The following is a 12,755-nucleotide window of genomic DNA, read 5'->3' as shown; positions in this document are numbered from 1 at the left end:
GAGGGCATGCATGTGATTGCCAATCCAATGAACCATTACACCTATAGCCTATAGCCTCACCTACGAACTATACTTTTTCTGGCGCTTTTGAAACTCGGCTTCGCTCAGGCCAAGGCTGCGGGCGGCGGCCTTCAGGTCGTCGTCGTGTTGCACGAGGGCTTCTTGCAAGGCCAAGCGTTCAACATCGGCCAAGAGTTCGTCAAGCGTCGATTGCTCGCGCAAACGGGCGGCAATATCAACTTGCAAGGCCGAGCGCGACGAAGGCACCAACGACATGTGCTCGCTGGTAATGACATTGCCGCGTGACAAAATCACTGCCCGCTCAATCTCGTGCTCAAGTTGACGCACATTGCCTGGCCAATCGTAGTTATTCAACCGCTGCATAGCATCTTCGGAGATACGAGCTGGTGGCGACGATGGCGAGTAGCGGTATTTATCCAAGAAAAATTCGGCCAGCAAGGGAATATCGCCAGTGCGCTGGCGCAACGCTGGCAGATACAAGGTAATCACATTCAAGCGATAGTACAAATCTTCGCGGAACGTGCCAGCCCGCACTTCGGCCTCAAGATCGCGGTTGGTCGCGGCGATCACCCGCACATCGACCCGCACGGTGGTTGTGCCGCCAACTCGCTCGAACTCGCGCTCTTGCAAAATGCGCAGCAACTTCTTCTGGGTGGCAAGGGTCATTTCGCCAATTTCATCCAAGAAGATTGTGCCTTTATGAGCTAATTCAAAGCGGCCCTTGCGTTGCGCCATTGCGCCAGTAAACGCGCCTTTTTCGTGGCCAAACAATTCGCTTTCGAGCAGCGATTCGGGCAAGGCCGCACAATTGACTTTGATCAGCGGCCCGTTGCGGCGTGCTGAATTAACGTGGATCAAGTTGGCCAGCACTTCCTTGCCGGTGCCAGTTTCACCAGTAATCAGCACGGTTGCATCGGTGTGGGCCACCCGCCCAATTTGTTTATAGATTTCCTGCATGGCTGGGCTATTGCCAATCATTTTGTCGCGTGGATCAAAGCTTTTGGCTTCGAGTTCACGCACTTTTGAGGCAAGTTGCTGATGATCAAACAAGCGCTTAACGACCAAGGTCACTTCTTCAACATCGAAGGGCTTGATCACATAATCGTATGCGCCAATTTGAATCGCCCGAATTGCGGTCGATGACGTGCCATGGGCGGTCATCATAATAACTGGGGTGGTAATGCCATTTTTGCGCAATTGTTCAAGCACGGTCAAGCCATCTTGGCCGGGCATGCGCACATCCATAATCAACAGATCATAGGGATGTTTTTTGGTCATTTTGGCCAAAACTTCGCCGCCATGCTCGGCTGGCTCTGTCAGATAGCCCTCTTCATCAAAGACCTCGCACAAGAGGCCACGAATCCCAGGATCGTCATCAGCAATTAAAATATGCCGTTGTTCTGATGCTTTGGTCACACCGACCCTCCTTAAAGGCCATTATTCAGCAGGACGGCGTTCGATCCGCGCCCCAAGCGCAGCCAGCCGTTGTTCAATTCGTTGGTAGCCCCGATCAATTTGGGCAATATTCGAAATTATGCTTGTACCTTTGGCACACAATGCAGCAATCACTAAGGCCATACCCGCCCGAATATCGGGGCTGGTCAGGCGTTCGCCAAAAAGTTTGGCAGGGCCAACCACCACCGCCCGATGCGGATCGCACAAAATGACCCGTGCGCCCATGCTCAGCAATTTATCGACAAAGAATAAGCGGCCATCAAACATTTTTTCGTGAATCAGCACCGTGCCTTGGGCTTGGGTCGCAATCACCAAAGCAATGCTCATCAGATCTGGTGGAAAGCCAGGCCATGGCATATCATCGATTTTGGGCACAACGCCATGCAAATCGTCGCGCACGCGCAGCTCTTGATCGCCAGGAATCACAATATCTGGGCCTTCATCCTGCCAAGTTACACCCAACCGCCCAAACATAATCCGTGTCATGCGGTGTTCTTCAGGCCGCGCGTTGGCGATGCGAATGTTGCTACCAGTCACAGCGGCCAACCCGATGAACGAGCCGACCTCCATAAAGTCGGGGCCGAGCGTATATTCGGTGCCGTTGAGCCGCGAAACGCCTTGAATTTGCAAGGTATTGGTACCGATGCCAGTGATTTTTGCGCCCATGGCAAACAAACAGCGACACAAATCTTGGACGTGTGGTTCTGATGCGGCGTTGACAATTGTGGTCGTGCCATTGGCCAAAACGGCAGCCATAATCGCCTGTTCAGTGCCAGTAACGCTCATTTCATCAAGGAAAATGTCGGTGCCAACAAGGCCATTGGTTTGCAATTCATAGGCTTGTTTGGTCACTTCAACTTCGGCACCCAAGGCAACCAAGGCCAGAAAGTGGGTATCTAAACGCCGATGACCAATCGAATCGCCGCCTGGTCGGGCCAATACTGCACGCCCAGTGCGCACCAACAATGGCCCAGCCAGCAAAATCGAGGTTCGAATCCGCCGTGCCAGCGCAATATCCGGCTCAGAGGTATTGATCGTGGCGGCGTGCACCCGCAACACATTATCTTCAAGCCAGCTACATTCGATGCCTAATGATTGTAATAATTGAACTTTGACCCGCACATCGGCAATATCGGGCATATTGCGCAAAATAACTGGTTGGTCGCTGAGCAAACAGGCTGCCAATAATGGCAAGGCGGCATTTTTGTTTCCGGCAGGTGTAATTGTCCCGCTCAGGCGATGACCGCCTTCAATGACAAAGGTTTCCACGAATGATAATCCTCAATGTGATTAAGCAGCAGAATTGGACTGATCGTTTGACTCTGCTGGTTGGTGTACCTGTTTGGGTTTGCGCTTGAAACGGCCCCGAATCGCCTTAAACCAATTCTTGGGGTTTAGCAAGCTACCAAGCCGTTGGCGCAAACCAGGTTTCGCCGCTGAAGTAGGATCATTATCGGCTGATTTACGATTGCCAATGAGCGCCTTTGCCCGTTGTCGCCCTTCTTCTAAAGCCGTTTTGACCAAGCTTTGTAATTCGGCTTTGCTGATCAGTTCGCCGCGTTCGTACCAACGCCACGCAGCAATGCCAGTTACAAACGTGCCAGCGTAGGCTACCGCAACTTTGGGCAATAAGCCAATGCCCGGAATCAAGCCCACCAACTGGCGCGCAAGTTGCCGCCAGAGAAAACCACCGCCAACCACTGGCAGCAGTTCGCGAATCATGGCGCTGAAATCGCCTTCAGCACCCATCGCCAACGCCACCCGATACGCCAAAAGAGCCTGATTTTTGGTCAGCACCAACATATCGGCGGCGTTTAATGGCAAGTTTAATACAGGAATCATTTCAGGCAAGCCCGACGTGAAAGCAAATGTGGCATTGCTCAGCGCCACACTGCTCAGCAGGCTATTGGTTACTTCGCTGCGCAAGCCCGGGTAGCGCCGCGCGGCGGCAATATGCAACGATTCAGGCAAGAGTTCGAGCACAGCTTTGGCCAGCGCTTTGCGTTGGCTCGCCGGATCGGCTTGCGGATCAAGCAACACCGCCGGTGAGGCTTGCAAATCTGCTTGGTGCGTGCTGTCGGAGCTTTTGGGCAAATCTGTACCCCAAACCGCAATCAAGAGCGGAATCGGCAGAATCGCCAATTTTTCGTAGGCCAGAAATTCGTCGTAGCTCAAGGCTTGGCTAGCATCGAGCGTTAACAGCACCAAATCGACCCGATTGAGATCGACTGCTTGCTCACGGCCTAGCGGTAAATCGATAATGCTCACTTGGGGAGTGCGGGCTGGAAAGCGTTGCGCGCCAAGCGTCAACAAACGCATAATCAAATCGCGCCCGAAGGTAGCATGGCCCAGCAGCGCAATCCGACACGGCAGATCAGCTTGATCGCGAATATCGCGCACATCGATTTCTTTGATGGTTGACCAAATGTTGGTGACATCGCTGAAGCGGCTCACACATCCTCCTCGGCATATGAATGTACTGCATTATAACATAGGCACTTTAGGCTACTCAGACACATATGAGCGAGCCTGCTAGTTTAGCATAATTTAGGCCAGCAATAAAGGATGAATTATGAATTATGAGGGATGAATGAGGAAGGCAAAAGGCAGAAGTCAGAGGTCAAAAATCAAAAATCAATAGCCCATCGCCAACCTAACCTTCACGCTCTTCGCGTTCTTCGTGGTTTCCATCCTTCGTGCTCTTCGTGTCCTTCGTGGATCAATATTAACGCAGAGGTGCAGAGAGAAGGATGAAGGATGAATTATGAGCGATGAAATGTGGCGGAATTCATGTAGTACCCAACAAGCTTCCGATAGCCAAAAGCCAATAGCCAATAGCCACATATCCCTTCGTAGCTCAACCCTGACCCCTGACCCCTGACCCCTCGCCCTCAAATATGCTATGATTGCCAATCATTCAAGGGAGTTTTTGGTATGCTGAGTCATGAACAGCTTGAAACGGAAAACGCCAGCCTTAAACGCGAAGTTGAGTTATTGCGCCATCAACTGGCCACTCAACCTGCCGAGCCGCTTTTTCAAAGCTTGCTTGAAGCCGCACCCGATGGCGTAGTCATTGTGAATGCCCGCGGCGTGATTGTGGTCGTCAATGCCCAAGCCGAGGCCATATTTGGCTATGAGCGCGAATCGATGATTGGCCAGCCGATTGAAATATTGATTCCCGAGCGCGTGCGCGGCGTTCACGTCGCCTACCGCAGCAATTACACGCAAGAGCCACGCACCCGCCCAATGGGCATTGGCAGCGACCTCTTGGCGAAACGTAGCGATGGCAGCGAGTTTTACACCGAAATTAGCCTTAGCCCATTGAAAACCAGCGAGCAATTATTAATTATTGCCGTCGTGCGCGATGTAACCGAGCAAAAGAAACTGGCCAAAGAGCACGAACATCGCTTGACCCAGCGCGTCAGCGCCGCCGAAGCAGCCTTGTTGCAAGGCGCACGCTTGGCAGCGGTTGGCCAACTTTCAGCTTCGATTGCCCATGAAATTAATAATCCGCTGTATGCGGCGCGCAATGCCTTGCTCTTGCTCGAAGAAGATTTGCCCGACGATTTGCGCGAATCGCCGATTATGCAATTGGCCCGCGATCAATTGACGCGAATTGCTGGCATTATTGAGCGCATGCGTGATTTCTATCGGCCAATGCGCGGCGAGATGGCTCCGACCGATCTCAATGAAATTATTGAAGAAACCTTGGCGTTAGCAGGCCTACACGCACGGCATAATAATACCGTGATCACCTTTACGCCCGACCCACAACTGCCAGCAGTGGTATGCAATGCTGATCAATTACGTCAAGTGTTTTTGAATTTGGTGCTGAATGCGCTTGAGGCGATGACGGCTGGTGGCACATTAACCGTCACAACCGAGGCCGCCACAAGCTTTGCGACCATCGAAATTTGCGATACGGGAACAGGGATTCCTGATGATATTCGGGCGCATCTGTTTGAGCCATTTTTTACCAACAAACCCAATGGAACTGGTCTTGGTTTACCGATTAGTGCCCATATTGTAACCCAGCATGGCGGCCAAATCGAGGTTGACAGCACCGTTGGGGTTGGCTCGACCTTCCGTGTTGTGCTGCCCTACCAACCTAGCTAGGAGTACCCAATGAGTCAAGCTTCGATATTATTGGTTGATGATGAATTTCCGATTCGCGCCACGCTTGGCGATTTGCTGCGCCGCCGCGGCTACGACGTGCAAACAGCCGATAGCGGCGAAGAAGCCCTCGACCGAATTGCCCAACGCCCGTTTGATCTGTTTCTTCTGGATTTGCGCTTGCCTGGAGTCGATGGCATTACGGTTGCCCAACGGGTGCGCGAACGTTATCCTGATGCAGCAATCTTGATTTTGACTGGCCATGGTTCGCTTGATAGTGCCATCGAAGGCATTCACTTGGGCGTGTTCGACTATATGCTCAAAACCTCAAGCCCGCAAGATGTGCTGGCGCGAGTCAAGAGTGCGCTCGAAGCGCAAGCAGAGCAGCGCCATAAAAAGAGCTTAATGACGACCCTGCAAACTGTCGTCGGCGAGCTTGGCGGCAAGCAACAAGAGCCAAGCGAGCCAACCAGCCAACAGCCAGCAGGCGATCAATGGATTCGGGTTGGCGAGCTGGAAATTGGCCTGTGGCGACAAATGGCGCGCCTCGGCGATCAAACATTAAATCTTACCCCAACTGAGTTTCGTTTGTTGAGCTGTTTGGCCCAGCAAGCAGGCCTGGTGATGAGCTACGCCAATTTGTTGCGTTGCGCTCAAGGCTACGAGGCTGAAAGCAGCGAAGCAGCCGAATTGCTCAAGCCGCATATCTATCACTTGCGCCAAAAGATCGAGCCAGATCCATCAAACCCACGCTATATTTTGACCGTGCGTGGCACTGGCTATGTTTTGGCGGTCGAGCCACCCCAAGGCAAATAAAAAATAATAGGATTAGATAAGTATAAATAGCTTATCTAATCCTACTTTATATCTATAAAAATAGATCTACCTGTTTTTCAATAGCAGAAATACAAATTCTAAATCTATCCATTTCTTCAGAAGAAATATCTTTAGCATGTGCATCCATACGATATTTATTTATTATTTTCATCATTAATTCAAATTCATCTTTATTATCGAATACATTACGAAAATCATCCCATTTATCTATAATAATCTTCATAAGATCATTAAAATATATATCAACTATTTTTGGATTAAAAACATCATTGTATGCTATACTTTGTATATTTCTATTTCTTCTACTATTATTGGTTTTCAATTGTTTTATTATGATATCTTTTGCTGTATTTTCACCATATTTAGTCATAAGTATCATTTTTATCATTTTCCTTAATCGTGGTTCTAATTTATTTCTCCTTTCAGATATTTCCTGAATCATTTCATCATTCGATAGATTTATTTTCTTATATTTATTTTTATTCAAAAGATATATTTTCAATGAATCAATCAAAAAGTAGTAATTCTCAATACCTTTTGCAATAATATTATAACCAAGTAAATGATTAATATAGGAATTTGATAGTTCAACAAAACTATTGAATGTATCATAATCAGATCCTGCTAGATATTCTAACATTGAATATTCATCTTTATAATAATCTGTCAATACACCTATTATCATCTCCATAAAGCTTCCATAATTATTATCAAATATAGATTTGCATTTATTATAAACAGTTATATCTATATCAACTGGACGGTCATATTGAACAGTTTGTCGATGGATTATACTACACAAATGTCTCATTAAGAAGGGATGGCCACCAAAATCATCAGTCAGTTTAGGGTAAATATTCTCTGAAAATCGTAATCCCATGATTCTACCTAGCTTTCTAACCATTTCTCTAGTATCATGATATTCAAATTTTGATATATATTCAAAAGGAATTTGGTTAAATATTGGATTATCAAAACCTTTAACTTTTGATGCTTCTATACACATAGAATTAGTACCAACAATTAAAAATGAAAATATATTATTTTTTTGAAAAGATGCTCTAATTGACTGCCAAAAATATATAAAATCTAATCCATTTCTCCAATGCTCAGTTGGTGAAATATTGAATGTGATATTCTCTATTTCATCAAAAACTAATAGTATATTTTTTTGCATTTTCTTCGATATTCTAGTAATTTCATTGTTAAATAGTATAGAAGCATCTTTTTCTGTATAGTATTTTTCTTCTTTTATTGATAATGATATACTTTGATTATTCTTAACATTTAAATAAAGCTGATAAATAACATAATATAATGCTTCATTCCATCTTCTCTTATGAAACGATGTATCTTGACAATCTATAATAACTACTATTCCACCTTGTTTTCTTAGAACTCTTTCAATACCATGAATAACTGAAGTTTTTCCTGATTTCCTCAATCCAAATAATCCAGAACTTTCATTAGATTCATGTCTATTCACTATATTATGAATAAGATTATTTCTACCAAAGAAGAATATATCTTTTTTCAGAGGTGATTCAAAAGCAAATAAATCTCTTGTATAGAAGTATTCTCGCATTCTATTTCGAATAAAAAAATCATCTTTTCCTTGAAATTCATGATAAGAAAAAGGTATAATAACCTTCATTTCTTTTTCTTCTTTTAATATATCATTTATCTTGACTCTTACATCCCTATCCTTACTTATTACTATAGCACATATTTTCTCTATTCTAAGACTTTGATATCTTTTTTCAACTTCATCTATAGCATCTAAAGTTCTTGCTTGAAAACTCTCATATGGGCTAAATATTAAAATAATTTCTCTTTCTAAATTAAATAAATTTCTATAGTTTGCTAATGGCACCATTGTTATATATTTATATGTTGGTATTTCACCACTTCTGTTTCGACCTCCTATTTTATTTCCAATCTCTATTTTATTTCCAGTTGATATAAACCATTCAGCACTAAATTTACGAATAATTATCATCTCATCATCATCAAAAAGAGAAGTGTTTATAGCATTATGCATACCTGGTTTTTCTCTAACTTCAATTGACTTCTCGTTAGAATTGGTCATGCTCTATTCCTTTCTTCATAACAAGAGATTGAAACAGTCAGGCTACCATATTACAATATAGACTAGCTTGTTTCAATCTCTTGTTATGAAGCATTTTTTATTGGCCAATTTGCGTAAGCACCGTTTCCTCGAATTTATCGCCAATAATGCTGCTTAGGGCATAGCTGGTCAGCAACGAATAAATCATCGAATTGCCGCAGAGCACGCCGACAATGGCTGCTGGTGCCACATTCGAGAGCGTGACATTAACTGGGCCAAGCGCCATGCCTTTGGGCGTGCCAGCACCATGCTTGGGCGTATCGCCAAGATACGAACCAACTTGGGCAGCTAACAAGACTCGCGCTATCCCAAAAATAGGTTTCAACATACACAAATTCCTTCTAAATCAACAGAAATCGCTAGCATTGTGTGAGCAAATTGTGTACCGTGAAAGAACATAGAACAAAGAGCATAGAACATAGCGAAAGTATGAAGGATAAAAAGATAAGGAAGGCTATTGGCTATTGGCTATTGGCTATCGGAACATTGTTCGTGGAATTCGTGGCTAAAAAAATTAACTTCGCGCGCTTCGTGGTTTCAGTGCTGAGTGAATCAGTTTTTAACGCAGAGACGCAGAGCAAGTATGGCTCTTGACTGTTGGCAATGGTATGGCACGAACCTAATCCTAAAAATCTGTGCCAATCTGTGGCTAAAACAAAGGAAGAATTATGAGGGATGAATTATGAAATTCCAATAGCCCATAGCCATGTCTCCCTTCGCGCGCTTCGCGGTTTTGGTGCTTCGTAGATTAAACATCCTGATCCCTGATCCCCGATCCCCAGCCCCTCGCACCAATTTGCGCAAAGCCATGGGCTATGCTATACTCGGCAGTGGCTTGAAGGCTATGGGCTGTTAGCTCAGTTGGTTAGAGCGCGTCGTTCACACCGACGAGGTCACTGGTTCGAGTCCAGTACCGCCCACCAAACCCAACCACTCCTGTTTGCAGGGGTGGTTTTTTGTTGTGCTTAAAACGATTTTCAGCATCATTGATTGGCTAAAATCGATACTCCAAATCTTTGATCAATAATGTTATGATCATTCACAGAGTTATTTTGGGTAATCGAATGCGTGATCGCCATGAATTCTATACCATTACTTGGTTTGTTTATTGGAATTTTTGGGCTGACGGCCTATGCTGGCATGCTTTTGCAGCGTGCACTTAGGCTCTATCGCCAACGCGCCGATTTGCGCCGCGCCTTGTGGCCATTAATTGTAAATCTGGCTGAACCATTTGTGAGTCTACTTTACCTGATTCCTTGCCTGCTTTGGTGGGATTATGGCTATCTTGTGAGTTTGGTTGGGCGTAATTTTGCGGCTAGCTCGATTGTGTTTGCCTACCATTGGCCAATGCAAATCTTGCTAATTTTGGCTCCGCTAAGCCAAATCTTGGCCCAAACCAAACTGATTGCCCGCACGGCGTGGCTCTGTTTTGCAACGGGCTTGGCGCGCATGGCCATGCTCTGGCTAAGTTTTAATTATTTCTTAGCTGGTGCAATGGTCGTTTTGGCCTTAATTGTTGGAGCAGCAACATTCTGGTTACTTGGGCGCTATCTGGTTTGGCTCGGCGGGCCAATGCCACAACGGCCAATTGCAGTTAACATTGATGAACAGGGCTTGGTATTAATTCAGCCAATTGCGTCAGCAGCGCCGTTGCACGAGCCAAATCCCCAGCAAAAAGCCGATTTGTGACGCATGCAAGGATAACAGGGGGGACAACATTAAGGACAAAGCGAGCGTAGAATGGTTACAGCTTGACAGTAACAACGCTGTACTGATTGCTCGAAAGGAACGAACATTATGGCTACATTTCGCACGATTACGCCTCAATCGATCGATGCCGCTACGACACTCGGCGTAACTACTCTGCGTGTCGCTGATGCTGGCCGCTCATTAGCATTTTATCGCGATTTACTTGGCTTCCACGTTTTAGAACAAACGGCCTCAACGATTGTTTTGGGTTCGCCCAATCACGTTGTGTTGCGCTTAGAGGTTGAAGCTGACTTGAAACGCCACCCAAGCAATGTCACCGGCTTATACCATGCAGCAATTCTCTTGCCAACTCGGCTTGATTTGGCCTATATGGTGCAACGCTTGATTGCGGTGCGCTATCGCTTTGGTGCGTCGGATCACGCGGTCAGCGAAGCTTTGTATCTCGATGATCCCGATGGCAATGGCTTGGAGATCTATCGCGATCGCTCACGCAGCGAATGGCGTTGGGGAGCCAATGGCGAAGTTCATATGGTAACTGAATCGCTCGATCTGTATGGAGTTTTGGCCGAAATTACCCCCAATGCACCTGCTTGGGCAGGCATTCCAGCTGGCACAACGATTGGTCATATGCACTTACAAGTTGGCAATTTGCGCCAAGCAGAAGAATTCTATCACGGGGTGTTGGGCTTTGATATTGTGGCTCACTACCCGGGCGCGCTGTTCGTCAGCGCTGGCGGCTATCATCATCACTTGGGCTTGAATGTGTGGCAAAGCCAAAATGGCCCGCAACAACCAAACGATGCAGCTGGCTTGGCACATTTTGAGATTGTTATGGCCAACCAAGCAGCGCTTGATAGCGTGCGCCAACGCTTAGCCGCCGCCGACATTGCAGTACAAGAACATCCAAACGGTTTGGTGGTGCTTGATCCATGGCAAACTGAATTGCGCTTTATCGTCGCTGCCTAAAATCGGGCTGGGGGACGATGGTCGCTGGTATGGGCTATGCTAAGCTATAGCCCATTTTTGTTTTAAAGCGATAGGAGAGCGATCGTGCAGTACGTTGAGAATATTCCAATCTGGGGTGATCCAATTGATGAAGGGGCGTTGAGCCAGATTAAAACCTGTGCGCTTGATGCCGACGCGGTGGCATTGATGGCTGATCATCATAAAGGCTATGCGGTGCCAATTGGCGGCGTAGTGGCCTACCGTGATGCAATTAGCCCTTCGGGCGTTGGCTACGATATTGCCTGCGGCAACAAAGCCGTCTTGCTCGACATGCCAGCCAGCGAAGTTCGCGCCAATATTAAACAGATTATGGACGACATCTGGCGTTCATTGTCGTTTGGAGTTGGCTTGAATAATCGCCAAAGCGTTGATCATGAATTGTTTGATGACCCAGCGTGGAAAATTCCAGCGGTCAAAAAATTGAAACAAATTGCCCGCAATCAGCTTGGCACAATCGGCTCTGGCAATCATTATGTCGATTTATTCGCCGACGAACTGGATCGGGCTTGGATTGGCGTGCACTTTGGCTCGCGCGGCTTAGGCCATAAAACCGCCACCTACTTTTTAGCGGCGGGCGGCGCGAAAGATGGCATGGACGTTGCGCCCTTGATTTTGCCAGCCGCCTCGGATTTGGGCGAGCAATATTTAACCTGTATGAATTTGGCTGGGCGCTATGCCTACGCTGGCCGCGATTGGGTTTGTGGCGAGGTGGCGCGTATTTTAGGCGCAAACATCCTTGACGAGATCCATAACCACCACAATTTTGCTTGGCGCGAAACCCATAACGGGGTTGATATGTGGGTCGTGCGCAAAGGCGCAACCCCAGCCTTTCCAGGCCAGCGCGGCTTTGTTGGCGGCTCGATGGGCGATATTTCGGTCATTTTAGAAGGTATCGATTCGCCAGAATCTAAAACTGCCTTGCATTCAACCGTGCATGGCGCTGGGCGGGTAATGAGCCGCACCGCAGCCCGTGGCAAAGTCAATTGGCGCACTGGCAAAGTGTTCTCGCCTGGCAAAATCTCGCGCGAAATGATGAATACCTGGGTGCAGCAAAAAGGTGTTGAATTACGCGGCGCTGGCACCGATGAATCGCCACATTGCTACAAACGCTTGCCTGATGTGCTCAACCATCATGCCAATACGGTCAAAATTCTGCACACTTTGCAGCCTTTGGGCGTGGCGATGGCTGGCGAAAACGAGTTCGATCCGTATAAGGATTAGAACATAAAGCCAAGTCAGAAGTCAAAAAATCAAAAGGCAGAATTGAGAATCAGAATTTAATGCAGAGGCGCAGAGAGAACGAGGCTATTGGCTATCGAAATATTTTCGATCAATTAGATTTCAGAATTTAGCGCAGAGCGTTTTTTTAACCACGAAGGACACGAAGAGCACGAAGTAAGATTGTTAGCAAAGACAATAACAATAGAAACCTTCGCGATCTTCGCGTTCTTCGCGGTTTCAGGCTTTATGGCCTTCGCAATTTCAG

10 protein-coding genes and 1 tRNA gene are annotated in these 12,755 nt (G+C 46.8%); 6 read left to right on the top strand and 5 right to left on the bottom strand.

Translation table 11 applies throughout. The features are described 5' to 3' along the window. Positions 1-60 precede the first annotated feature (60 nt). From ACFMKP_RS03235 to ACFMKP_RS03225, 3 genes are read right to left on the bottom strand one after another with little or no spacing between them, the layout of a single operon-like run. Positions 61-1,437: a sigma-54-dependent transcriptional regulator gene (locus ACFMKP_RS03235; protein ID WP_382289009.1), complete on the bottom strand. Its 1,377-nt coding sequence runs from the start codon at positions 1,435-1,437 to the stop codon at positions 61-63. Between the two features lie 21 nt (positions 1,438-1,458). Next, the gene (murA, locus tag ACFMKP_RS03230) at positions 1,459-2,745 is read right to left on the bottom strand and encodes a UDP-N-acetylglucosamine 1-carboxyvinyltransferase (protein ID WP_204754599.1); all 1,287 of its coding nucleotides are present in this window, start codon (positions 2,743-2,745) and stop codon (positions 1,459-1,461) included. A gap of 21 nt (positions 2,746-2,766) precedes the next feature. After that, positions 2,767-3,930: a hypothetical protein gene (locus ACFMKP_RS03225; protein ID WP_382289006.1), complete on the bottom strand. Its 1,164-nt coding sequence runs from the start codon at positions 3,928-3,930 to the stop codon at positions 2,767-2,769. Positions 3,931-4,410: 480 nt separating this feature from the next. Between ACFMKP_RS03225 and ACFMKP_RS03220 the strand changes: the two genes are divergently transcribed. After that, positions 4,411-5,592 (top strand): ATP-binding protein, encoded by a 1,182-nt coding sequence (locus ACFMKP_RS03220; protein WP_382289005.1) that lies wholly within the window; start codon positions 4,411-4,413, stop codon positions 5,590-5,592. 9 nt (positions 5,593-5,601) lie between these two features. Beyond that, entirely contained in the window at positions 5,602-6,405 is an 804-nt protein-coding gene (locus ACFMKP_RS03215; RefSeq protein ID WP_382289003.1) for a response regulator transcription factor, read from the top strand. Between the two features lie 52 nt (positions 6,406-6,457). Here the strand turns inward: ACFMKP_RS03215 and ACFMKP_RS03210 are convergent, their stop codons facing one another. After that, on the bottom strand, positions 6,458-8,515 hold the full coding sequence (locus ACFMKP_RS03210) for a hypothetical protein (protein WP_382289002.1): 2,058 nt from the start codon (positions 8,513-8,515) through the stop codon (positions 6,458-6,460). A 97-nt stretch (positions 8,516-8,612) separates the two neighbouring features. Continuing rightward, the gene (locus ACFMKP_RS03205; protein ID WP_382289000.1) at positions 8,613-8,882 is read right to left on the bottom strand and encodes a hypothetical protein; all 270 of its coding nucleotides are present in this window, start codon (positions 8,880-8,882) and stop codon (positions 8,613-8,615) included. A gap of 518 nt (positions 8,883-9,400) precedes the next feature. On the opposite strand from ACFMKP_RS03205, the gene ACFMKP_RS03200 reads away from it, so the two are divergent. The 4 genes from ACFMKP_RS03200 (at position 9,401) to ACFMKP_RS03185 (ending at position 12,490) form a co-directional block, all read left to right on the top strand. Then, positions 9,401-9,477, top strand: a tRNA-Val gene (locus tag ACFMKP_RS03200). 154 nt (positions 9,478-9,631) lie between these two features. After that, the gene (locus tag ACFMKP_RS03195; protein WP_382288998.1) at positions 9,632-10,243 is read left to right on the top strand and encodes a hypothetical protein; all 612 of its coding nucleotides are present in this window, start codon (positions 9,632-9,634) and stop codon (positions 10,241-10,243) included. Between the two features lie 108 nt (positions 10,244-10,351). Further along, positions 10,352-11,230 (top strand): VOC family protein, encoded by an 879-nt coding sequence (locus ACFMKP_RS03190; RefSeq protein WP_382288996.1) that lies wholly within the window; start codon positions 10,352-10,354, stop codon positions 11,228-11,230. 84 nt (positions 11,231-11,314) lie between these two features. Then, a complete protein-coding gene (locus ACFMKP_RS03185; protein WP_382288994.1) occupies positions 11,315-12,490 on the top strand; it encodes an RtcB family protein in 1,176 nt (391 codons plus the stop codon). Positions 12,491-12,755: the final 265 nt, after the last annotated feature.

Source organism: Herpetosiphon sp. NSE202 (assembly GCF_042688385.1).
Classification (GTDB): Bacteria; Chloroflexota; Chloroflexia; order Chloroflexales; family Herpetosiphonaceae; genus Herpetosiphon.
The sequence above is the reverse complement of the archived record's forward strand: the minus strand, read 5'-3'. Positions and strand labels throughout refer to the sequence as shown.

What these genes read in the sequence shown, in the direction of transcription:
- ACFMKP_RS03220 (WP_382289005.1), top strand. Translation starts at nt 4,411, where the DNA reads ATGCTGAGTCATGAACAGCTTGAAACGGAAAACGCCAGCCTTAAACGC.
- ACFMKP_RS03205 (WP_382289000.1), bottom strand. Translation starts at nt 8,882, where the DNA reads ATGTTGAAACCTATTTTTGGGATAGCGCGAGTCTTGTTAGCTGCCCAA.
- ACFMKP_RS03215 (WP_382289003.1), top strand. Translation starts at nt 5,602, where the DNA reads ATGAGTCAAGCTTCGATATTATTGGTTGATGATGAATTTCCGATTCGC.
- ACFMKP_RS03195 (WP_382288998.1), top strand. Translation starts at nt 9,632, where the DNA reads ATGAATTCTATACCATTACTTGGTTTGTTTATTGGAATTTTTGGGCTG.
- ACFMKP_RS03190 (WP_382288996.1), top strand. Translation starts at nt 10,352, where the DNA reads ATGGCTACATTTCGCACGATTACGCCTCAATCGATCGATGCCGCTACG.
- ACFMKP_RS03210 (WP_382289002.1), bottom strand. Translation starts at nt 8,515, where the DNA reads ATGACCAATTCTAACGAGAAGTCAATTGAAGTTAGAGAAAAACCAGGT.